18 protein-coding genes are annotated in these 23,210 nt (G+C 55.0%); 8 read left to right on the forward strand and 10 right to left on the reverse strand.

All coding sequences use genetic code 11. The features are described 5' to 3' along the window. The first annotated feature begins 144 nt into the window (after nt 1–144). The 4 genes from glgC (at nt 145) to PHE17_RS06135 (ending at nt 5,160) form a co-directional block, all read left to right on the forward strand. Complete coding sequence (gene glgC, locus PHE17_RS06120) at nt 145–1,413, forward strand: glucose-1-phosphate adenylyltransferase (protein ID WP_301014936.1); 1,269 nt, start codon at nt 145–147, stop codon at nt 1,411–1,413. Between the two features lie 63 nt (nt 1,414–1,476). Further along, a complete protein-coding gene (gene hflK, locus PHE17_RS06125) occupies nt 1,477–2,487 on the forward strand; it encodes an FtsH protease activity modulator HflK (protein ID WP_301014937.1) in 1,011 nt (336 codons plus the stop codon). Further along, nucleotides 2,484–3,452: a protease modulator HflC gene (gene hflC, locus PHE17_RS06130; protein WP_301014938.1), complete on the forward strand. Its 969-nt coding sequence runs from the start codon at nt 2,484–2,486 to the stop codon at nt 3,450–3,452. Before hflK ends, hflC begins: the two co-directional genes overlap by 4 nt. Before the next feature lie 94 nt (nt 3,453–3,546). Further along, nucleotides 3,547–5,160: a hypothetical protein gene (locus PHE17_RS06135; protein WP_301014939.1), complete on the forward strand. Its 1,614-nt coding sequence runs from the start codon at nt 3,547–3,549 to the stop codon at nt 5,158–5,160. Between the two features lie 55 nt (nt 5,161–5,215). Here PHE17_RS06135 and PHE17_RS06140 read toward each other — a convergent pair whose 3' ends face one another. Continuing rightward, entirely contained in the window at nt 5,216–5,413 is a 198-nt protein-coding gene (locus PHE17_RS06140) for a hypothetical protein (RefSeq protein WP_301014940.1), read from the reverse strand. Between the two features lie 45 nt (nt 5,414–5,458). Continuing rightward, nucleotides 5,459–6,580 (reverse strand): anthranilate phosphoribosyltransferase, encoded by a 1,122-nt coding sequence (locus tag PHE17_RS06145; protein ID WP_301014941.1) that lies wholly within the window; start codon nt 6,578–6,580, stop codon nt 5,459–5,461. Between the two features lie 153 nt (nt 6,581–6,733). Between PHE17_RS06145 and PHE17_RS06150 the strand changes: the two genes are divergently transcribed. Next, nucleotides 6,734–7,177, forward strand: a complete 444-nt coding sequence (locus PHE17_RS06150) for a tetratricopeptide repeat protein (protein WP_301014942.1) — start codon at nt 6,734–6,736, stop codon at nt 7,175–7,177. Between the two features lie 383 nt (nt 7,178–7,560). On the opposite strand, the gene panD is transcribed toward PHE17_RS06150, so the two are convergent. The 3 genes from panD to panB form a co-directional block, all read right to left on the reverse strand. Then, on the reverse strand, nt 7,561–7,941 hold the full coding sequence (gene panD / locus PHE17_RS06155; RefSeq protein WP_301014943.1) for an aspartate 1-decarboxylase: 381 nt from the start codon (nt 7,939–7,941) through the stop codon (nt 7,561–7,563). Nucleotides 7,942–8,023: 82 nt separating this feature from the next. Continuing rightward, complete coding sequence (gene panC, locus PHE17_RS06160; protein WP_301014944.1) at nt 8,024–8,863, reverse strand: pantoate--beta-alanine ligase; 840 nt, start codon at nt 8,861–8,863, stop codon at nt 8,024–8,026. Nucleotides 8,864–8,872: 9 nt separating this feature from the next. Then, a complete protein-coding gene (panB, locus tag PHE17_RS06165; RefSeq protein ID WP_301014945.1) occupies nt 8,873–9,682 on the reverse strand; it encodes a 3-methyl-2-oxobutanoate hydroxymethyltransferase in 810 nt (269 codons plus the stop codon). A 158-nt stretch (nt 9,683–9,840) separates the two neighbouring features. Here panB and PHE17_RS06170 point away from each other — a divergent pair, with 158 nt between their 5' ends. Both PHE17_RS06170 and PHE17_RS06175 read left to right on the forward strand, forming a co-directional pair. Beyond that, a complete protein-coding gene (locus PHE17_RS06170) occupies nt 9,841–10,896 on the forward strand; it encodes an efflux RND transporter periplasmic adaptor subunit (protein WP_301014946.1) in 1,056 nt (351 codons plus the stop codon). Next, entirely contained in the window at nt 10,896–13,964 is a 3,069-nt protein-coding gene (locus PHE17_RS06175) for an efflux RND transporter permease subunit (RefSeq protein WP_301014947.1), read from the forward strand. Before PHE17_RS06170 ends, PHE17_RS06175 begins: the two co-directional genes overlap by 1 nt. Before the next feature lie 48 nt (nt 13,965–14,012). Here the strand turns inward: PHE17_RS06175 and PHE17_RS06180 are convergent, their stop codons facing one another. Then, entirely contained in the window at nt 14,013–15,881 is a 1,869-nt protein-coding gene (locus PHE17_RS06180) for a tetratricopeptide repeat protein (protein ID WP_301014948.1), read from the reverse strand. A gap of 74 nt (nt 15,882–15,955) precedes the next feature. Beyond that, on the reverse strand, nt 15,956–16,309 hold the full coding sequence (locus tag PHE17_RS06185) for a hypothetical protein (RefSeq protein WP_301014949.1): 354 nt from the start codon (nt 16,307–16,309) through the stop codon (nt 15,956–15,958). A 213-nt stretch (nt 16,310–16,522) separates the two neighbouring features. On the opposite strand from PHE17_RS06185, the gene PHE17_RS06190 reads away from it, so the two are divergent. After that, nucleotides 16,523–19,591, forward strand: coding sequence for an efflux RND transporter permease subunit (locus PHE17_RS06190; RefSeq protein ID WP_301014950.1), 3,069 nt, complete (start codon nt 16,523–16,525; stop codon nt 19,589–19,591). Here PHE17_RS06190 and PHE17_RS06195 read toward each other — a convergent pair. The 3 genes from PHE17_RS06195 to PHE17_RS06205 all read right to left on the reverse strand — a co-directional run bounded on the left by PHE17_RS06195 (nt 19,548) and on the right by PHE17_RS06205 (nt 23,166). Beyond that, nucleotides 19,548–19,769 (reverse strand): hypothetical protein, encoded by a 222-nt coding sequence (locus PHE17_RS06195; protein WP_301014951.1) that lies wholly within the window; start codon nt 19,767–19,769, stop codon nt 19,548–19,550. The genes PHE17_RS06190 and PHE17_RS06195 overlap by 44 nt on opposite strands. A gap of 91 nt (nt 19,770–19,860) precedes the next feature. Then, entirely contained in the window at nt 19,861–20,187 is a 327-nt protein-coding gene (locus PHE17_RS06200) for a four helix bundle protein (protein WP_301014952.1), read from the reverse strand. Nucleotides 20,188–20,307: 120 nt separating this feature from the next. Next, nucleotides 20,308–23,166, reverse strand: a complete 2,859-nt coding sequence (locus tag PHE17_RS06205) for an SUMF1/EgtB/PvdO family nonheme iron enzyme (RefSeq protein ID WP_301014953.1) — start codon at nt 23,164–23,166, stop codon at nt 20,308–20,310. Nucleotides 23,167–23,210: the final 44 nt, after the last annotated feature.

Below are 23,210 nucleotides of genomic sequence, written 5' to 3' on the forward strand. Positions count from 1 at the left end.
GCCCCTCATGTATAGAATATTTAATATTGTATATACTTACACACTCCTTTGACATAAGACAAGCCCAACGGGAATTTTCCTCGCCAAATACCCCTAACCCGCTTACAGTCAGCGCTGGGAATTAGCACATGGAGTCCAACAATTATGACAACCAATAACCCACGTTTCATCAGCTTACTGACCCGTGAAACCCTAGCTTTGGTACTCGCCGGGGGGCGAGGTTCACGCCTGTACGAACTGACCGACACAAGGGCAAAACCCGCCGTATTCTTTGGCGGTAAATTTCGCATTATCGACTTTCCGTTATCCAATTGCGTCAATTCTGGCATCCGCCGCATTGGGGTGCTGACGCAATACAAAGCACATTCGCTGATCCGCCATCTGGTGCATGGCTGGTCGAATTTCCGCACCGAACTGGGCGAATTCGTGGAAGTGCTGCCCGCTTCACAGCGCACGACGGGCAACTGGTACGCGGGGACAGCCGATGCGATTTACCAAAATCTCGACATTGTGGAAGCCTTGCACCCCAAATACGTGTTGGTGCTATCTGGCGACCACATTTATAAGATGGACTACGGTGAAATGCTCGCTTACCACGTCGAAAAAGGCGCAGAGATGACCGTAGCCTGCGTCGGCGTGCCACTGGAAGATGCCAAAGGTTTCGGCGTCATGACCGTGGATGATAGCCATCGGGTAAGGGCATTCGATGAAAAGCCCGCCAACCCGCAACCGATGCCGGGGTCAAGCGATACCGCGCTGGCGTCAATGGGCAATTACATTTTCAACACCGATTTCCTGTTTGAACAATTGCACAAGGATGCTGCCAACCCGGAATCCAGCCGCGATTTCGGTAAGGACATCATCCCTTCCATCATCGCTGACCACGCCGTGTATGCCTACCCCTTCCGCGATCCCGTCACGGGCAAGCAACCCTACTGGCGTGATGTGGGAACCATCGACGCCTTCTGGGAAGCCAATATGGAATTGGTGGCAGTCGAACCAGAGTTGAACTTGTATGACGAAACCTGGCCGATCCTGACCTATCACCGCCAATTGCCCTCCGCCAAATTCGTGTTTCAAGACGCAGGGCGCGAAGGCAAGGCGCTGGATTCGGTGGTATCGGCAGGCTGCGTGATCTCTGGCGCGGCGGTGATCAACTCGCTGCTGTTTTCCAACGTCAAAGTGCATTCCTACAGCACCGTGAAAGAATCCGTGTTGCTGCCGGAAGTGCAAGTTGGGCGGCATTGCCGCATCACCCGCGCAGTGATTGACCGGGGCTGCAAACTACCGGAAGGCACGATCATCGGCGAAGACCGCACGGCTGACACGAAACGTTTCCGCGTTACCCCCAATGGCATTACGCTGGTCACGCCGGAAATGCTCGGGCAAAAAGGTTCCGCCAGCGTGGGTTGATACGGCGGCGGTTCCAGCGTACAGTTATCCGCATAATAATGATTATTACCGGAGGGAGACTTCGTGAAACCGCCAACGTTACCTGCTTCATTGCCGTCGTTTAAACTGCCGCAATTGCCATCGCTTGGCCTTGTGCCTGTCGTCGTGGTGCTGCTGGTCATCACCGTTTGGTCATCGTGGTATACAGTACCCAGTGACTCGGTTGCCATCTTGCAACGCTTCGGAAAATACCAAGCGGAAGTCCCGCCGGGGTTGCATTTCAAAATCCCGCTGGGGGTTGATACCGCCACTATCCTGCCAGTCAAACGCCAGTTAAAGCAGGAGTTCGGTTTTTACACCGAAGGCGCGAGCAATCCTGACCAATATTCCGATGCCCCCGAAGAAGAGTCCCCAATGGTCACGGGCGACCTGAACGTCGGGGTGGTCGAATGGGTGGTGCAATACCGCATCGCCGAACCCACCAAATACCTGTTTGCCGTGCGTGAACCGGGTGCGACCTTACGCGATGCTTCCGAATCGGTGATGCGCGAAGTGGTCGGCGACCGCACCGTGGATGAAGTCCTCACCATCGGGCGGCAGGAAATCGAAACCGAAGCCTTGCTCAAGCTGCAACAACTCGCCACCCGTTATTCAATGGGCGTGAGCATCGACCAAGTGCAATTGAAAAACATCAACCCGCCCGCTCCGGTGCAAGAATCCTTCAATGAGGTCAACCAAGCCCAACAGGAAAAGGAAAAGCTGATCAACGAAGCCCGCCGTGATTACAACAAGACCGTGCCACTGGCAGAAGGTGAAAAGGATCAGCGTATCCGTGAAGCCGAAGGCTATCGCCTCAAACGCATCAACGAGGCTGAAGGTGACGTGTCGCGTTTCAACGCCGTGTTCGCCCAATACCAAAAAGCCCCGGATGTCACCCGCCGCCGCTTGTATCTGGAAACCATGCAGGAAGTCATGCCCGCCGTCCAAAACAAAGTGATCGTGGATGACAGCATGAAAAATGTCCTGCCGTTACTGAACCTCAACAAGCAAGCCGCCCCAACACAACAAGTAACACCAGTGGAGGCCGAACAATGAAACGTTTATTCATGATCCTCGCTGGCCTTGGCGCTTTTGTGCTGTACAACGCCTTCTATACCGTGGGTGAAGCCCAGCAAGTCATCCTCACCCAATTCGGCAAACCCGTGGGCGAACCCGTTACCGAAGCCGGTTTGAAACTGAAAACACCGTTCATCCAAGACGTAAACCGCATCGACAAGCGCATTTTGGAATGGGATGGCAGCCCTTCCGACATGCCCACCAAAGACAAGCTCTACATCTCGGTTGACCTGTTTGCCCGCTGGCGTATCGTTGACCCTCTGCCGTATTTCCTGCGCTTGCGTGACGAACGCAGCGCCTTGTCACGGCTGGACGACATCCTCGGCAGCGAAACCCGCAATGCCGTTGCCAAACACGAGCTGATCGAAATCATCCGCACCACCAAGAACCGTGTACCGCTTAAAGACCCAACCTTGACCAATGCAGGTGATGTCGGTGGCACTGACACCAACAATGCCGTTGGTACACTTGTCCCCATCCACAAAGGGCGCGAACAGATCGAACAAGCCATTTTCAAAGCTGCTGCCGATAAGGTGAAAGTCTTCGGCATCGAATTGCTCGACATCCGTTTCAAACGCATCAATTACAATGCCAGTGTCGAACCCAAAATCTATGACCGCATGATCAGCGAACGCCGCCAGATTGCCGAACGTTTCCGCTCCGAAGGTAACGGTGAAGCGGCGCGTATCCGGGGTAACATGACCCGCGATTTGAACCGGATACAGTCCGAGGCTTACCGTAAAGTGGAAGAAACACGCGGGGAAGGCGATGCGAAAGCGGCGGAGATTTACTCCAGCGCTTACAACCAAAGCCCCGATACCGCGCAATTCTATGAGTTCACCCGCACCTTGGAGGCTTACAAATCCATCGTCTCGGCAGACTCGACGGTAGTGTTATCCACTGACAGCGATATGTTTAAGTTCCTCAAAAACATTAAGCGATAAACGGGCAATCTAGCCGAAGAATGACCCTCCACCCGTGGAATAGTTGTCTACACTTAAGCCGTATGGACAACTATTCCACAGGAGGGAACCATCCGTGTCAAAATACCCATTCTCGTTGCGGCGTTGCCGAATCATTATCAGCAGCGCATTACTCGCCAGCCTCCCCATCGCTGTTACACACGCCAACACACAAGCTGCCGCTGACTGCCCAGCCGCGCAAGTTGGGGTAGTCACCACTTCACTGGTGCAAGCCGATTTAGCCAGCGCCAACCAAGCATCCATTATCAGTGCGCCCTACAATAGCCCGCACCACGCGCATCCATTCCGGGGCGAAGCAACCTTACCGGAAACTGGCTCGGTTTACGGTTTGGCTTACCACGCTGCCAGCGACACACTGCTTTCCGGCGCATTCCTGAAACGTTTCGCGGCACTGGGGCCACACGGCACGGGTGCAATTTACGCCACCAACCGCCGTACAGGCCAAACCACCTTGTTTGCCGACATCAACCGCATTGCAGGCGCGGCTGTCGCGGGAAATGACCCACGCGGGGGCAATACTGACTGGTTCCATGATGCCAGCGCCTTTGACAGCGCGGGCTTTGTGGGGCTGGGAGACATCGACTTGTCGGAAGACCAGCAAACCTTGTACGTAGTTAGCCTTGGCGACCGCAAGCTATACCAACTGGATGCCAGTGTACTGGGAGGCAAAGGCGGCTTGCCTGTTTCCCAGTTCAAGGCCGCGCCCACTCCCATTCCGCTCAATGCCTGTAGCAACCCGGCTGACGCCCGCCCGATGGGTATTGGCACGCACGAAGGCATGGTTTACGTCGGTGTGACTTGTACCGCCCAATCCACCGTGAGAAGTGGCTCAATCGGTGATGTTAACCAGTTGAAGGCAGCGGTTTACCGTTTCAACCCGCAATCCCAGCAGTTTGAAGGCTCCCCTGCTTTCGCCACTTCGCTCAATTACCCGCGCGGTTGCGTCTATTCCGACGACATCATGGCTCCTGCCAGTGCTGACTGTTTCAATGCTGACTGGCGTCCGTGGCAACCTGACTGGCAAGTCATTTACGGGCGTGTAGCCCCCGGCAATGCCCAACAAACCAACTTCAACTTGGAATACCCGCAACCGTGGCTGAGTGACGTGGAATTCGACGGCGCGGACATGCTGCTCGGCCTGCGTGATTTGAACGGCGACCGTACCGGCTATTGCAAAGGCTCACCGGACGAAAGTGAAAACCCCAAAGTCCCCAACCCAACACAAGCCTGCAAAGCAGGCACAATGGGTATCCAGCAAGGCAATGGCGCAGGCGACATCCTACGGGCTTGTGCTAGCGGCTCAAGTTGGACGTTGGAAAGCAATGGCAGTTGCGGCGGGCAACGCACTGTCGGGCAAGGCAACCGCCAAGGCCCCCAAGGTGGCGAATACTATTGGAACGACCAAGGTGCTGGCGGCACGGGGGCGGGCGGCAGCAATCGCGGGCATCATCAAACTGCTATGGGCGCATTACTGCAATTGCCTAACCACGGTGAAATCGTTACCACCGCAATGAACCCGTTTGACTACTATTCCGGCGGCGTCGAATGGTATGGCAACCAGCAAGGCAACAGCCAGCGCCGGGTCGAAGCCTACAACAGCAAGGATTACTGGGCATTTGGCAAGGCCAACGGCTTAGGCGACCTTGAATGGGTGTGCGGCAACAAGTGACCAAAAAAAAGCGGGCTGATAGCCCGCTTTTTCACTTACAAGGGAAATGGTTAGATTAACCTTTAACCCATTCTTTGTAAGCTTCCATGTCTTTTTCTTGACCAGCTGCGTAGCCTGCTTCATAGGCTTCGTTCACGCGCTGTTCTTCACGCATAGGGTTCAGCAGGTAGCCACCTTGCCAGCCTTGCAGGAACTCAGGGTCAACGCCTGCTTTTTCCATTTCCACTACCGCGTTGTAGTACTGCATATTCATGTGCCATGTCCTCTCTAATCAAAACAAAAATAAACGTGGTGCTTTTTAGACGGCAGCACGCAGTGTTTCCAGTGCCTTACCACTATCCAGTGTGGCACGTACCGCATCAGCGGCTTCCTGAACCGAACCATAACGCCCCAGATGTGCCAGCGCGATGGAGGCGGAGTATACCAAACTGTTGTACATCAAACCTTTTTCGCCACCCAAAGCGGCAATGCCCATTTTCGCAGCCGCAGCCGCCAAAGCATCACTATCCACCAATGTGGCAATTTCATCGCCAATCATCGGTGCGGGTGGCAGGTCTTCCGGTAACGGGATTGAGCGCACCTCAGCCGTTACCCCAATATCTTCTGGCGATAAATCACGTTGCTGTTCTTCACCTTTTTCGTAGTAATAGAACAACTTGCCGCTCTGTTGCAGGGAAGGGATGATACCACCTTCCATACCGCGCACGAACATCGCGCTGTCAAACCCAGACTGCCTAGCCAACGCTGCATAAATTGCTGGGTAAGCCTTATGCACGTAACCACCGATGCAATGCGTCGCACGCTTGCCCCGGATCGGCCCTACCAAGGTTTCCACCGTGGTCAGCACTTGGCGCTTGATCATGCGCTGACGGATCGGGATCAGGTCATGCAAGCGCGGGGCAAATTGGCTCTGGTCAATGTACGTCCAACCAATCTTTTCCAATTGCGCCAGCGCCTCAGCCGGAGTCAAATTCACATTCAGCCCGGCGGCTTTCAATACTTTGTGGTGGGTCGCACCGAATTTCGGCCCCACCTGTTCCAAACCGTGCAATACCGCAGGAACGCCCATCGTTGCCAACACCGCAGGCATGAAGCTTGAGGCAGGCACTCCGCGTGCGTAACCGTCATACGGGTCGGAGATGTCCAGCACTTCATCCACATTGGCGGTCTGGATCACAGCGCTATCAATGATCGCCTGTAAAATGCCCCGGTTTTCCTCCTCCGTCTCACGCTTCATGCGCAAGCCGATAAAGAACACCGCCACTTGCACAGGGTCAGCTTCGCCCGACAAAATGTGGCGCATCGCATGATAGGCATCCGTGTAGTTCAAGTCCTTACTGTATTCAGGCCCTGTCGCTACTTTCTGGATGCACTGGCGCATGTGCAGTTTGAGGTTCAAATCGGTATTCAAATCAGTCATCGTGGCATTTTCCATATCGCGGAAGTTTAAGAAGGGCATCCCGGTTTGAGGAATATCCCTATGGGGGTAACACGGACAACCGGGCGGGCTATTTCGCCAAGCTTGTCCGGGTGCGCTAAGATTGGCGCTGATTTTAAGATTAAGGAGTTTCCCATGTCACGATCCGATAATGAATCCATGGATTTTGCCAGCGGCATGGCTGCGTTTGAAGCCAAGCACTTTTCCCGCGCCATCCAAATGCTCTCACCCTTCGCGGGGGAAGGCGACAAAGTGGCACAACACCTTTGCGCCATTATGCACCAAAACGGCCTTGGCGTTGTACGCAATGACCTGATGGCCTACAAACTGATGCGGGCTTCCGCCGAGCAAGGTTATGGCCTTGCCCAACACGGCCTTGGCTTCATGTATCTGGAAGGTGAATGCGCCCCGAAAAATGGCGAAGAAGCAGCCAAGTGGTTCCGTCTCGCGGGTGAGCAAGGCTTGCAAGGTTCACTGACCACCCTCGCGCTCATGTACCAACAAGGCAATGGTGTCCCGCAAGATATGGAAGAGGCCAAACGCTTGTACAAGCTGGCTGGCTTTGATGACCTTGGTTAAACTGAACTGGAGATGAAGCCCGAAAGACTGCAAAATCAATCAAATAGCGCCAATAATAAATTCTATTAATTAAGTATTGATTCAGGCCAAACCCGTAAGATACACCACATGGAAACAGGGCAAACGATAACAACAACAAGCCCTGAGGGATGGATCTAGAGCGGAAAGCACCCGGCTCGAACGTGTGACAACGCCGAGCCGGATTTTACGGAACAACCATCTGCTGTGAATTGTTAAGGGGTTGACAATTCTCTAGGTGAGCAGACCTAAGACAGATGTTAATAATAAAAATAACAGGCTTTTCAACATGTAACCCGAGCGACAACTATAACAAGAACGGCTCGGATTTACATGATTTTTCCGACAAAATGCACTAAATTCGCTCACGCCGCCTGTACAGCAATCTGTTTGGAGGTATGCGTGATGCGGTTGGCCTTGTCGAAATACACTAACTGCGGCTTGTGGCTATCCACTTCCGCCTCACTGAAATTCGCATAAGTACAAATAATCAGTAAATCGCCAGTACGCGCCTTGTGCGCCGCAGCCCCATTAATGGAAATAATCCCACTACCCGCTTCTGCGCGGATTGCATAGGTCGAAAAGCGCTCGCCGTTGGTGATGTTATAGATGTGCAATTGCTCATACTCGCGGATATTGCCAGTACGCAAAAAGTCATCATCAATCGCACAAGAGCCTTCATAGTCCAACTCAGCGTGAGTGACTGTAACACGGTGCAGTTTGGATTTGAGAAGCGTCAGCTCCATCGCGATTCCTCCGTAACCATCTCTTTCGTGAAGTATTTTGCAGGGCAATACTATTATGATGTTTCTGTTAAGTTTTTCAATCTTAAAGCGGGATATTATCAATCAACCGCGCTTTTCCCAGCCACGCTGACCCCAACACAACCAAGGGTGCGTCCCCTGCTGCTGCGGGCAACAAGTCAACGGCACGCCGGATTTCCACATAATCGGGGCGAAATCCCTGTAATTCCAGTGACTTCATGGCATTTGCCTGCAAGGAGGCGTAATCCTGCCCACCTTTGTGCAGCGCGTCAACCACTTCACGCAAAATCCTGTTGAATGCGGGCGCAATTTTACGTTCTTCCGCTGACAGGTAGCCATTCCGCGAACTCATGGCCAAACCATCGGCTTCACGCACCGTCGGTAAACCTTCGATACGGATGTCCATATCCAGATCACGCACCATCTGACGGATCAGCATGAGTTGCTGGAAATCCTTTTCGCCAAACACTGCCACATCCGGCACGACCAGATTGAACAGCTTGCACACCACAGTGGAAACACCCGTGAAATGACCGGGGCGGGACGCACCTTCCAATAGCTGGCTAATGCCCGGCACTTCGACTTTGGTTGCCAAACCGCCCGTGGGATACATCAGCGCAGGCGTGGGGGTGAACACCATATCCGTGCCGCAAGTTTGCAGGTGGGCGCAATCTTCCGCTAGGGTACGCGGATAAGCGGCGAGGTCTTCCTTACGGTCAAACTGGGTGGGGTTGACGAAAATGGAAACCACCACTTTGCTGCCCAAGGCTTGTGCCCGTTTGACCAGCGCCAGATGACCTGCGTGTAGGTTGCCCATCGTCGGGACAAATGCGATGGTTTCACCCGCGTTACGCCATGCTTTGATTTGCTCGCGGAGTACGTCGACCTGTTCGGTAATGATCATGCTGCTACCTTAAAAGAAACAGTGTTGGTCTTGCGGAAAGGTTCCCGCTTTAACCGCTTGCACATAGGACGCGACCGCTTGCGGAATGGTTGCACCCGTGCCAATAAAATCCTGGGAAAATTTCGGGGCACGCGGGGAAATGCCGAGCATGTCGTGCAATACCAGTACTTGCCCATCGCAACCACGCCCTGCTCCAATGCCAATGACCGGAATTTCCAGCGCTTGGGTAATTTGTTCCGCCAGACTGACCGGGACGCACTCCAGCACCAATAAATCGGCTCCGGCATCCTGCAAGGCTTTCGCATCATCCAGCATTTGTTTGGCAACGGCTTCATCACGGCCTTGTACGCGGTAGCCACCGAGTTTATGCACAGATTGCGGTTGCAGGCCAAGGTGGGCGCATACCGGGACGCCGTGGTGGGCGAGTTGGGAAACGGTTGCCACTTGCGGTGCACCACCTTCGAGTTTGACCATTTGCGCACGGCCTTCCTGCATCAAACGGGCGCTGTTACGCAAAGCCATGTCCAGCGAGGTGTAGCTCATGAATGGCAAATCGCCAATGACCAGCGCGTGTGCGGCTGTACGGGTCACAGCGCGGGTGTGGTAGACCATTTCATCCATCGTCACGGGTACGGTGGTGTCATGGCCTTGGATGACCATACCAAGCGAATCGCCGACAAGGATCACGTCCACACCTTGCGCATCCAGCACTTTGGCGAAACTGGCGTCATAGGCGGTCAGCATGACGATCTTTTCCCCTTCGCGCTTCATCTTGCGCAGGGTGGTGACGGTCACGCGGGGGGCTGGTGTGGCGCTCATGGCTTGGCTCCGGGAAAGGGTGAAAATGTTGCGGTGCAGTTTAGCACATCCTATTCATCTGCAAAGCCAAAGGAAAATTTCCCTAACTATAATGAAACTCGACAACTGACTCGTGGTCACTTAAGATTCCCGCAACTTATTGACTGGCTGTCATCAACATGAAAAATACTTCCGCGCTTGCATCCCGTTTGCTGCTTACCCTGTGCCTGAGTACCTCGCTTGTGGCGTTGCCTAGCCTGCCCGCTTGGGCGGCAGATGCACCCGCAGCTCCGGTCAAAGCCGCGCTCGCCGTCACCGTTACCACCCCAACTCAAGCCAACTGGAACAGCGGCATCACTGCCAGCGGCGCACTCAACGCTTGGCAAGAAGCCATCATTGCTTCTGAAATCAGCGGCCTGCGCATTACCGATGTATTGGTGGACGTAGGCGATCAAGTCAAAAAAGGCCAAGAATTGGTGAAATTGTCGCAAGCGGCGGTCAAAGCGGATGTGGCGCAAGCCCAAGCCAAGCTCGACGAAGCCCGCACCAATGCCAACCGCGCCCGCAGCCTGAAAGCCAGCGGTGCATTGCCTGCCCAACAGATCGACCAATACCTGACCAGCGAAACGGTTGCCCAAGCCGCCTTGGAGGCCCAGCAAATCCGCCTCAGCCAAACACGCATCGTGGCAGCAGACAACGGCGTAATTTCTGCCCGCAGCGCCACCCTCGGCGCGGTAGTGCAACCCGGCACGGAACTGTTCCGCATGGTGCGCCAAAACAAAATCGAATGGCGTGCCGAAGTCGCGGGGCGCGATGTTGCCCAGATCAACGCGGGGCAAAAAGCCCACCTGACCCTGCCTACTGGGGAAAGCGTCACCGGCGAAGTGCGGGTGGTTTCCCCCACGCTCGATCCCAATACCCGCAATGCCACCGTGTATATCAGCCTGCCTACCGACAGCCCCGCCAAGGCAGGTATGTTCGCGGAAGGTGAAATCCTCACCGGCTCTGCCAATGCTTTGAGTTTGCCGCAGACTGCCGTGATCCTGCGCGACGGCAATAACTATGCGTTTGAACTGGGTGCGGAAAACCGTGTCATCCAACGGCAAGTCAAGGTTGGGCGGCGCTCAGAAGGGCGCGTAGAAATCACCGATGGGCTGGCAGCCACTGCCCGCGTCGTGGCTACTGGCGGAGCCTTCCTCAATGACGGCGATACCGTTCAGGTGGTTGAAAAATAATGAATGTATCTGCTTGGTCGATCCGTAACCCGGTTCCCGCTATCCTGCTGTTCGCGCTGCTGACCTTCCTTGGGGTTAAAGGTTTCCGCGCCCTAGGCATCCAGAATTTCCCCGACATTGACCTACCTACCATCACGGTCAATGCCTCACTGGAAGGCGCAGACCCGGAGCAGCTTGAAAGCGAAGTTGCCCGTAAGATCGAAAACCAGCTTGCCACCCTGCCCGGCGTTAAGCACATCCGCACGACCTTGACCGACAGTTCAGCAAGCATTGCCACCGAATTCGACATCGACAAAGACACCGAATCAGCACTCAACGACGTGCGCAATGCGGTGGATACCATCCGTGCCAACTTGCCCGCACAGATGAATGATCCAGTTGTGTCCAAAGTCACCACCGCAGGCGGTGCATTGGTCACGTTTACCGTAGCATCCGCCAATATGGACGAGGAAGCGCTGTCGTGGTTCGTGGACAATGACATTACCCGCGCCCTCATGTCCGTCAAAGGCGTGGGCAAAGTCTCACGGGTCGGCGGCGTCAACCGCGAAGTGCGCATTGAACTTAACCCCGCGCTGATGGCGGGCATGGGTGTAACTTCCGCTGACGTTTCCAGCCGCTTAGGGCAAATGCAGCAAGACGCCCCCGGCGGACGCGGTGACGTAGGCGGCAGCACACAATCGGTACGCACCTTAGGGCGGGTTAAAACCGCAGCGGAACTGGCTGCGATTGAAATCCCCCTCGCCAACGGGCGGCATGTACGGCTCGACCAAATTGCCAGCATCCAAGACAGCATTGCTGAACGTTCCACCCACGCGCTGTTGGACGGCAAGGAAGTGGTCGGTTTCCAGATCACCCGTACCCGTGGCGCAAGCGAAATTGCGGTAGTGGATGGCGTGCGGGCGACCCTCAAAACCTTTGCCCTTGCCCACCCGCAAGTCAAAATCGAAGAAGCCTACAACGCGGTCGAACGTATTCAAGCCAACTACACTGGTTCCATGCACCTGCTGTACGAAGGCGCAGCACTGGCAATTCTGGTGGTCTTCCTGTTCTTGCGCGACTGGCGGGCAACCTTTGTTTCTGCCGCCGCGTTGCCACTGGCGATCATCCCCACTTTCATGGCGATGCAATATTTCGGCTTTTCACTCAATATCCTCACCTTACTGGCACTCGCCTTGGTCGTCGGGGTGCTGGTGGACGATGCCATCGTCGAAGTGGAAAATATCGAACGCCACCTGCGCATGGGTAAAACGCCCTATCAAGCAGCGATGGAAGCGGCGGATGAAATCGGCCTCGCGGTCATTGCCACCACTTTCACACTGGTCGCGGTATTCCTGCCCACCGCATTCATGGGCGGCGTACCGGGTAAATTCTTTGAATCCTTCGGCATCACGGCGGCAGTATCTGTGGTGTTCTCACTGATGGTAGCGCGGTTGCTCACCCCGATGATGGCTGCGTACATGCTCAAGCCACACCCAGAAAAGGCAACGCAAGACGGCTGGATCATGCTGACCTACCTCAAAGCCGTCAATTGGTGCTTGAAATACCGCGCCATCACGCTAGCAATCGCCATTGCCCTGTTCATTGGCTCGGTAATGCTGGCGAAATTGCTGCCGAAAGGTTTCGTCCCGCCCGCTGACACCGCGTTGACTTCGGTCGCTTTGGAATTGCAACCGGGCAGCACGCTGGAAGAATCCCTTGCCACCGCTGAAAAAGCCCGCCAATTGCTCGCGCCAATGGGTGATGTAAAAAGGGTCTTCACACTGGCGGGCGGCAGTAGCGGCGTCAGCTCCGGCCCGATGCAGGAAAGTAGCGCGGCGGATGTACGCAAAGCCACCCTGACCCTGCAACTCACCACCCGCGAAGAACGTTCGCGCAAGCAAACGGAAGTGGAAAACGAAATCCGCACGCGCCTCAAACCGTTGCCGGGAGTGCGCTTCACGGTTGGTTCCGGCGGTGCTGGCGACAAAATGCAAGTAGTGCTGGCAAGCGATGACGGCGAGGTATTGATCGCCGCCGCGCAAGGGGTAGAACGCGACCTGCGTACCCTGCAAGGCATCGGCAACGTGGTTTCCGGCGCAAGCTTGCAACGCCCTGAAATCCACATCACCCCGGATTTTGCGCGGGCGGCGGAACTCGGCGTCAGCACCGAAGCCTTGGGTGCGGTAGTACGGGTAGCCACCAGCGGCGACTTTTCCACCCGTTTGCCCAAGCTCAACTTACCGCAACGGCAAATCCCAATCCGGGTGCAACTTGACCTGTCGGTACGCGAAAATCTGGATACCATCCGCCAACTGCGCATTCCGGGGCGTAATGGTTCCGTGCCGCTTTCCGCTGTAGCCGATGTGCAATTGGGCAGTGGCCCAGCGCAAATTGCCCGTTTCGACCGGATGCGTAATGTCAGCATTGATGTGGAGCTGAACGGCCTGCCTGTCGGGCAAGTCATCGCACAGGCGGATAAATTGCCGTCGCTGCAAACACTGCCACCCGGTGTTTACCGGCAATCATCCGGCGATGCCGAACGCATGGCTGAACTGTTTGGCGGCTTCGGCGGAGCCATGCTGATCGGTGTGTTGCTGATTTACATTGTGCTGGTGCTGTTGTTCCACGACTTCTTGCAGCCGATCACGATTTTGACCGCGTTGCCGCTGTCGGTGGGCGGGGCATTCCTCGCGCTGCTGGTGACGGGGATGAGTTTTTCGATGCCTGCGGTCATTGGCTTGCTGATGCTGATGGGGATTGTGACCAAAAACTCGATCCTGCTGGTCGATTACGCGGTGATGGCGCGGGAACGTGACCAGTCCGGTCGCATCCCGGCGCTGATTGACGCTTGCCACAAACGGGCGCGACCGATTGTCATGACCACAATTGCGATGGGCGCGGGGATGATGCCGACCGCGTTAGGGCTGGCGGCTGACCCCAGTTTCCGCCAACCGATGGCGATTGTGGTGATCGGCGGGTTGATTGCTTCGACGTTCTTGAGCTTGCTGGTGGTTCCGGCGGTGTTTACGTTTATTGATGATATTTTGGTGATTTTCAGGAAAGTGCGCGGGAAGTTACATCATGCTTAAAAAGCGCTCCATCCTAATGTACAGAAAAAAGACTGAGAAGAAACCTGATCACTTTTTAGTTGGACGCAACACTGGAATACGAACGTTTGGCTGTGTTTCATTTATGGATGCAGAATTATCAAGTTGAGTAATGCCAGAAAAAAGTATTTCATCATAGATTTGCTGCGTTGCTACTAAGCGACTTTCGTTATCAAGTTTTTTCAGAATGTTGAGAGCGCTTTTCAATAAATTCTTACGGTTACCTTCTTGAACTTGAGCAAGTCTATAGTATGACCATGCCAAATCAACCTGCCATTGCACCACCTCAGGATCAAGTTCTGCCAGCTTTTTACTGATTGCCAATGAATCCTGATACGACTTCAGCACGGCGGGCGCATCGCCATTCGCTCTGTAAATGCCACCTAGATTGTGGTATTTCACCGATAGGGCGCGTTGCCAATCCGTCTGCTTAGGGTTGAGGTCTACCAGCCTTTTTATGATCGACAGCGAGTCCTGATACGACTTCAGCGCGGCGGGCGTGTCGCCGTTCGCTTGATACATATCTCCGAGTCTCTCATAACTCACCGACAGGGCGTATTGCCAATCCGCCCGCTTAGGGTTGAGGTCTACCAGCCTTTTTATGACCGACAGCGAGTCCTGATACGACTTCAGCGCGGCGGGCGTGTCGCCGTTCGCTTGATACATATCTCCGAGTCTCTCATAACTCACCGACAGGGCGTATTGCCAATCCGCCCGCTTAGGGTCGAGAATTACCAGCTTTTTCCTGACCGACAGCGAGTCCTGATACGACTTCAGCGCGGCGGGTGTGTCGCCGTTCGCTTGATACATATCTCCGAGTCTCTCATAACTCACCGACAGGTCGTGTTGCCAATCCGCCCGCTTAGGGTCGAGAATTACCAGCTTTTTTCTGATCGACAGCGAGTATTGGTAAGACTTTAAAGCAGCGGCTTTATCACCGTTAACTACTTGCAGATCACCAATAGCTTGGTAACTCACCGATAGATCGTGTTGCCAATCTGCCTGCTTCGGGTCTAGGTCTACGAGCTTTTGGGCTATCGACAGCGAGTTCTGATACGACTTCATCGCGGCAAGCGCGGCGCCGTTTGCTTTGTACAGGCTGCCTACCTTGTTGTAGCTCACCGACAGATTGTGCTGTCGCGCGGCATCCTCTGGAAATTTCACTGTGCGTTTTTTATCAAATTCTAAGACTACAAGGTATTTTTCCATTGCTTTCGCAGTATCACCCAATTTTTCAAGAGCAGTTCCTTCATCAGCCAAGGCCATATACAACCAATCTTCATCTTCTGGTCTAAGATTTTTTTGTAGACCCTGAGCGGCTTCCAATGCCAAATTGTTATTCCCAACCTTTTGGGCAATGTCGTAAACATTTTTCCATGCTATCAGGTTATCTGGCTGGAGTTGGGTGACTTCGCGGTAGCGGGCGAGAGCCTTGTCGTGGTCAAGGCGTAGTTCGGCGACTTCGGCGAGATCAAGGGCGCGTTGGGCGAGGTGCTGTTTGGAGAATTGCAGGTCTTTGTCGTAAGCCTGTTGCAGCAGGGTTTCAGCTTGTTCGAGGTTACCAGTGTCGAGTTCTTTGCGGGCTTGTTGGGCGAGTTCGTCGGTTTTGGCATATTCACCCAGTTTTTGCTGCAAGTCGGCGTATTTGCGTTTGAGTTCTTCCAACTGGGCGTTGAGTTGGTCTGCCGGAGTGCCTTGCGCTTTTAATGCCTGCGCCAGTTTTTCCACCAACTCAGGTGGCATATTGATCGTGGCATTCTGGATGTTGGTTTGCTGGACGCTAACATTTCCCCCCGCCACCACATTCGGCGAATAATCACCCTTGCTGCTTTGGCTGACTTCCTGCTTGTCGCCACAGGCTGCGAGCAACAACACACTGGCAAATAACAAACGGCGCATAACGAACCTCAGGCACGCATCCTTCACCTCCCCTGATAAGGGGAGGCCGGGAGGGGTTTCTTTCGAAAAAGGGGTTACTTGGCGAAGTCCACCGTATTCGGGCTTTGCGTCCCGCTACTTTTCTGCCCGACATCAGCACCAGCCGGGACATTACCCGCCTTATTGCCGCTCTGCAAGCCCGCACTTTCCTGTTGCACCGTTGTTTGCGGCAAATGCTGCACCACACTCGACACAAAACCCAGCACAATAATCAGCACCGCCACTGCAAAGGTATACAGCAAGCCCTTATCCATCACCCGCCCGGTATCCTTGGCGGTGAGCTTATCGGTATTGAATGTTTTCAGCAAAGTCGCCAGCACCAGCAGCACAAAACCGAACAACACCAGCGGGTGTTTCAGATGTTCAATCCACGGGGTAGGGTTTTCCATCGCAAGCCTCCAATAGGAAATAACACAAACGCTTGAAAGTTTAACAGATCATCAATGCGGATGGATTCCCCCCTTGCCGGATTGCCCACAAATAAACCGCAACAAAATAAGCACCCCGACTAAACCAACCCTGCTTTTCTGGGTCAAACTGGACAACTGACCCTTGGTCATCTAAGCTCCCTGCAAAACAACTGACTGGCAGTCATTACCCTCATGAACGTATCCGCGTGGTCAATCCGCAACCCGGTTCCGGCTATCCTGCTGTTCGCATTGCTGACTTTTATCGGCATTGGCGGCTTTAAAGCGCTCGGCATCCAACAATTCCCCGAAGTGGAACTGCCCATCGTCACCGTGAGCATCGGTTTGGAAGGCGCATCGCCCGCACAACTGGAAACCGAAATTGCCCGCAAGGTCGAAAACGCCGTTGCCAGCTTGAGCGGCGTCAAACACATTTACGCCAACCTGACCGATGGCGCTGCGTTGATCAGCGTGGAATTCACCATCGACAAGGACAGCGAAGTCGCGCAAAACGAAGTGCGTAATGCCGTCGACAGCATCCGCGCCAGCCTCCCCGCTGCCATGACCGACCCTGTGGTATCCAAACTCAGCACGGCGGGTAGCCCGATCCTGACCGTCACCGTGACGTCCGACAAATTGGATGAGCAAGGCTTGTCGTGGTTTGTCGACAACGAGGTTTCCAAAGAACTGCTTGCCACCAAAGGCGTAGGGCTAGTCTCGCGGGTCGGCGGGGTCAACCGCGAAGTGCAGGTCAACCTTGACCCGGCACTAATGGGCGGGCTTGGTGTGACCAGCAGTGACATTTCCACCCAGTTGGGGCGTGTGCAGCAAGATGCTTCCGGCGGGCGCGGTGATGTCGGCGGTGGTGTGCAATCCATCCGCACCCTCGCTGCTGTGCAAACTGCGGCGGATATTGCTGCATTGGATATTCCCCTGCCCGACGGCAGGCAAGTGCGCCTCGACCAGATTGCCCACATCAGCGACACCGCAGCGGAACGCGCCAGCTACGCCTTGCTGGATGGCAAACCCGTGATCGGCTTCCAAATCACCCGCACCAAGGGAGCCAGCGAAGTCAGCGTCGCAGCAGCAGCCCGCGCCACCATTGAAAAACTGCAAGCCACTTACCCGCAAGTACATTTCGAGGAAGCCTTCGACACCGTAGAGCCGATCCAAGAAAACTACGACGGCTCCATGATGTTGCTGTACGAAGGTGCGGCACTGGCAATTCTGGTGGTGCTGATTTTCCTGCGTGACTGGCGGGCAACGCTGGTATCAGCGGCGGCTTTGCCACTGGCAATCATCCCCACCTTTGCGGTCATGCACTACTTTGGCTATTCGCTCAACCTGTTGACCTTACTGGCAATGGCGCTGGTAGTCGGGGTGCTAGTCGATGACGCGATTGTGGAAGTGGAAAACATCGAGCGCCATTTACGCATGGGCAAAACACCCTACCAAGCGGCGATGGAAGCGGCGGACGAAATCGGCCTTGCGGTCATTGCCACCACCTTTACCCTGATAGCGGTATTCTTGCCCACGGCGTTTATGGGCGGCATTCCGGGGAAGTTCTTCGAGCCGTTTGGGATTACGGCGGCGGTGGCAATTTTCTTCTCGCTGGTGGTAGCGCGGTTACTCACGCCGATGATGGCGGCTTACATCATGAAAGCGCACCCGCAGACGGATAGCCGAGACGGGCGGGTTATGAGCCATTACCTGCGGTTGGCCCGCTGGTGTTTGCGTCACCGCCTCATCACGGTTGCCGCTGCCATTACGCTGTTCGTGGCGTCGCTGGCGATTATTCCGTTGTTACCCACGGGCTTTATCCCGGCGGGCGACACCATGCAAACCGCCGCCAAGCTGGAATTGCAACCGGGCAGTACCCTTGATGAAACCCGCGCCTCCGCCGAACAGGCACGCCAGTTGCTCGCGGACATCCCCGAAATTACCCGCGTATTCACGATGGTCGGCGCATTCAGCGGTGATGGCGGGCCGTTTGCGATGGGGGCAAGTGCTGACGTGCGCAAGGCGACACTCAATATCTTGCTGAAAAAACGCCACGAACGTAACCGCACCCAAAGCGAAGTCGAAATCGAGATACGCCAGCGCCTGCAAGCCTTGCCAGGAGCGCGGGTTACGGTCGGTTTGGGTGGCGAAAAAATGCAAATCGTACTGGCAAGCGACGACAATAAAGCCCTGCAAATCGCTGCCACCGCCGTCACCCGCGACTTGCGCACCCTCAAAGGACTTGGCAATATTTCTTCCAGCGCCAGCCTGCAACGCCCGGAAATCCAGATCATCCCCGACTACGGGCGGGCGGCGAATGCGGGGGTAACAGCGCAATCCTTATCCAGCACCATCCAGATGGCAACCAACGGCGACTTTGCCGCGCAATTACCCAAACTAAACCTGCCGCAACGCCAAGTGCCGATCCGGGTGCGTTTGGACAAAGCCTTCCGTAAGGATTTAGCGCAAATCCGCCAAATGAAAATTCCCGGCAGCCACGGCATGGTCAACCTCACCAATGTCGCCGAAGTGCGCATGGGCAGCGGCCCGGCACAAGTTGACCGTTTCGACCGCAAGCAAAACGTCACGCTGGACGTGGAACTCAACGGGCGCAGCTTGGGCGAAGTGATTGCGGAAGCGGATAAACTGCCCGCCCTGCAAACCCTGCCTGCCGGGGTCAAGCGCCAGAATATTGGCGACGCGGAAACGATGGCGGAACTGTTTGGCAGTTTCGGCACGGCGATGCTGATCGGCGTCCTGTGCATTTACATCGTGCTGGTGTTGCTGCTGCACGATTTCCTGCAACCCATCACGATTCTGGCGGCGTTGCCGCTGTCGCTGGGCGGCGCGTTGATGGCCTTGCTTGTCACCCACAACAGCATTTCCATGCCCTCGGTCATCGGCTTGCTGATGCTGATGGGGATCGTGACCAAAAACTCGATCTTGCTGGTCGATTACGCCATGCTCGGGCTACATGAACATGGACTGCAACGCTTCGATGCGCTGATTGACGCTTGCCACAAACGGGCACGACCAATTGTCATGACCTCAATTGCGATGGGCGCGGGGATGTTACCGACTGCGCTGGGGTTGGGTGCTGACCCTAGCTTCCGTGCACCGATGGCGGTGGTGCTGATCGGTGGGCTGGTGGCGTCCACCTTCCTCAGCTTGCTGGTTGTGCCGGTGGTGTTTACGTTGGTGGATGATTTGGTGGTGGGGATTAAGAAGTTGTTTGGTAATACCCGACCTGCGGCTCGGCAATAGCCTCCTCCTGCATATCCATATCCGTGCGCCGTTCCAGTAAGGCTTTTTGTGACAAACCATGGGCGCAACGCAACTCATACAGCGGCATTTCTGCCAGCATGATGTGCAGTTTCGCTTTAGCTTGAGCCTGTGCGTCAAGCGACATTTTAGCTGTTAACTCGGAAAATTTCTTAGCCATTAAGCAAGCCCTCCTTGCGTCTGAAAATCCGGTGATAAAACGGACTGTTGTAGGAGCTTGCCCTGCAAGCGATCGCCAGCATGGCTGGCTCCTACAGGAAAAACAGGCGGGACGTTAGCTTACCGCCATGCTGGTAGCTGTTGAGCGGGATGGCACGGAAGTCGTAACACAAGCGCCACAGGTGGCGGCAAACTTCAAGGTCACGGTTGGCGAGAAATAGGAAGGTACGCTTGTTGGGCGCATAAGCCGCCGTCACCAGCGATTCGAGGATAATCAGCAGCCGATTTTCGAGCTTTTCGCCCAAAGTGAAACGTCGGTTACGGGGCAGCTTATCGAGGTGCGGGATCATCCATAGCAACAATTCCCGGCAATCCTGAACGGCTCGTGGAACGGACGGGGCAGACTCTTTTTTATTCATTAGGTTGCCTCAAAAAAAATCGACCGCGCGATGCGCGGTAACACCAACCCAACCACCACCATTCCCGGCAGCGACCTCAGAAAAGTATAGGCCATCTCCCCGACGATAAAGGATAAAGGGCTAATTAGTCCTGGCGGCTCGCAAGACTCGAAATCCCACACCGTAGCTTCGGTTGACAGTGTTGGTCCAGAGACGCGCGGAGGAACGCAACCACTCAGGTTTGTCGTTCCACGAACCACCACGCAACACCCGCACACCTGACTCATTTTTAGGCTCCATACAACGACCTTCACTGCCATCAAAGTCTGCTTTCCACTCAGAGCATGTCCATTCCCAAACATTGCCCGCCGTATCATACAACCCGAAAGCATTAGGAGAAAAACTGCCTATTGGCGCTACATACTTTCCACCCCATTGGTCATCACAACCATCACAATTCGCTTTACCTTTTGCAGCATCTTGATCACCCCACCAGTAAGGCGTATCAGTTCCGGCACGTGCCACATATTCCCACTCAGCTTCAGTCGGCAGACGGTATTGGTAGTTGCCTTCCGTTTTGATACTCAACCATTGCAGATAAGCATTGGCATCATTCCACGACACATAGGTCACAGCACGCCGCCCACGCTCGTTTTTGCTGGGTTCACCATTCGGGTATTTCAGGTCTTTTTGTGTTCCTTGCTGTTGCCAAACGTAGTAATCGTACTGCTCATACGTCACTTCGTATTTACCGATGAAAAAGGGCTGCGAAATTGTGGCATTGGTAGCAGGATAACCAAAATTTTGCTGACCATATACTCCCTGATCGTTCAATGATTTATTCGCCATCTCCCCGAAATCCTTGTCGTATTCCCCTACCCGGAATTCACCAGTCGGTGGCTGAATTTCTTTTTCCACCAGTTCAGGCAAAGGCTCCGGCAACCAACCCCAACTCATTAGACGGAATTTTTGCAAGGTCAGCATGTAGGATGGCGGCAAGCTGTTATCCAGCGTCCACAAGTAAGATTGCCCGACGAAGGCCAGCAACAGCAACAGCATGACGCCTTGCCCCCATCCAACCCGACGGCTACGGCGCAGGAAACATTCATCCACACTGCCCTGCTCCGGGCGCAGCTTGCGGTAAGCACGTAATTCACTCCAGCTTGCCAGATTGAACCAACGCCCCAAGCCCTTTTTACCCTGCCATTCCTTCGCTTGTCGGGTGAGTTGGTCACGGTAGAACCCACGCTCGCGGTTTTTGTCGATGTAGTCGTAGAGGGTTTTCCAGTAGCCGACCAGCTTGCCGCTGGTTTCATCCTTACCTTTGGCGCGGATCAGGGTTTCGTGGATGAGGTCAATGGATTGGTCGTGCTCATTATCGCCAACCGTCACCAGCAGGCGCAGGCTACCATTAGCTTTGCGGTTGCCACCGTCCGGCGTTGGCCTGCCCGTCAGGTAATCAATCACCTGTTGCCCACGTTTAGGGTCAACCTTTTTGCCCCCCGCTGCCAGCCGCGCTTCACCCAAGGGCAAACGACGGCGGGTATGACGGCCTTCGTCATTGATGCGGGTCAGCGCCAACAGCAATTCCAGCGCATCGGCTTTGCCTTTGGGCAGATCACTTTCCAAGCGTGCCAACAACGCATCAGCCTGTTCTTCCAGCAAACCAGCAATACCGCCCTTGCTGATGTACAACTCACCGCTGAGGCGATTGCCCTGCCGTTGTTCCCACAACACCCGCAAGGCATTTTCCACCAGTGGCAATGCGCCCGGTTCATCTTTGGCATCGTTCATGATGGCGGTGGTAATCGCACCCACATCCAGCCCCGCCAGCCGTGCAGGCTGTTCGATGGCTTCGCGCAAGCCATCCTGCGCAATGGTTTTCAACAGGTAGCGTTTGCAGTGCTGGTTGTAGAGTTCCGACAGGCATGGCAATTGCTCGAAGCCTTCCAAGAAGTCGATGCGCACCGTGCTGATCACAAACAGCGGACAATCTTTGTCTTTCAACGCGGTGGATAGCTGCTGGTCAAAGTGCAACTTTTCGGCTTTGTCGGCAAAGGTGAACAACTCCTCAAACTGGTCAACCACCAGCAGAAAGGCTTTTTTATCCTGCTTGAAATCACGCAAGCGCAGGGCAAGCGCGTTAGGGTCTTGCCGCAAACTGCGGTAACGCTTGCCCGTATCACGTAACGCCGCGTCCGCCACCAGCGAATGCTCCAGCACTTCCGCCAGTTGTTGCAACGGCTTTTCCCCCGGCATCAACGGGCCGAGGATGTGCCACTGTTCGTAGCCAGTCCGTGCCCACAATGCACCCTGTTGGATCAGCGGCAACATTCCGGCGTTCACCAGCGAGGATTTGCCTGCACCGCTATTGCCTTCAATTTGCAACCAGCGACAGTATTGCGTGTCGATGGGGATGTTGGCGGGATTGCTGTCGCGTTGTGTGCCGAGGAATTTGAGGGCTTCCAGCGTTTCCTTGCGCCGCCCAAAAAACAGGTGTGCATGTTCGGGCTGGAAAGCACTCAAACCAAGGAACGGACAACCTTCCACGGTATTGCTGTTGTCCAGCAGTTCGGTTTTATCGCGGATGGCGTGGATAAGGGTTTCTGGCAAAGCCTGATCGGCTTGCCAACGCTGGATTTGGAACAGGCTCAGGAACGGCGGCAGGCTATGCACATTGCCTTCCGGCAGCAGGATCGGGAAAATCGGCAGACGTTGCCCATCATCATGCGGCGACAGATGTCGCGCCAAAGCAAACTGGGTTTCCGCCATCACCCAACGCTGGATGCCGTTCGCCCCAACCAGCAGCACAAAGGCAGAACAGCTTTGCAGCGCGGTTTGTAGCTGCGCCATCCAATTATCGCCAACGCGGATGGAGTCTTCGTCACGGAATACCGTAAACCCGGCTTTTTCCAATTCAGTACGCAAGGCAAGCGCCGCTTCCAGATTGGTGCGGCTGTAGCTGAGAAAGATTTGTGCGGTCGGCGGGGTTACACTCATGCCCGATCTCCAAGCCCATAGGAATAGCAAGGATTATGGCACAA

The sequence above is a fragment of the Thiothrix sp. genome (genome assembly GCF_028714775.1).
Classification (GTDB): domain Bacteria; phylum Pseudomonadota; class Gammaproteobacteria; order Thiotrichales; family Thiotrichaceae; genus Thiothrix.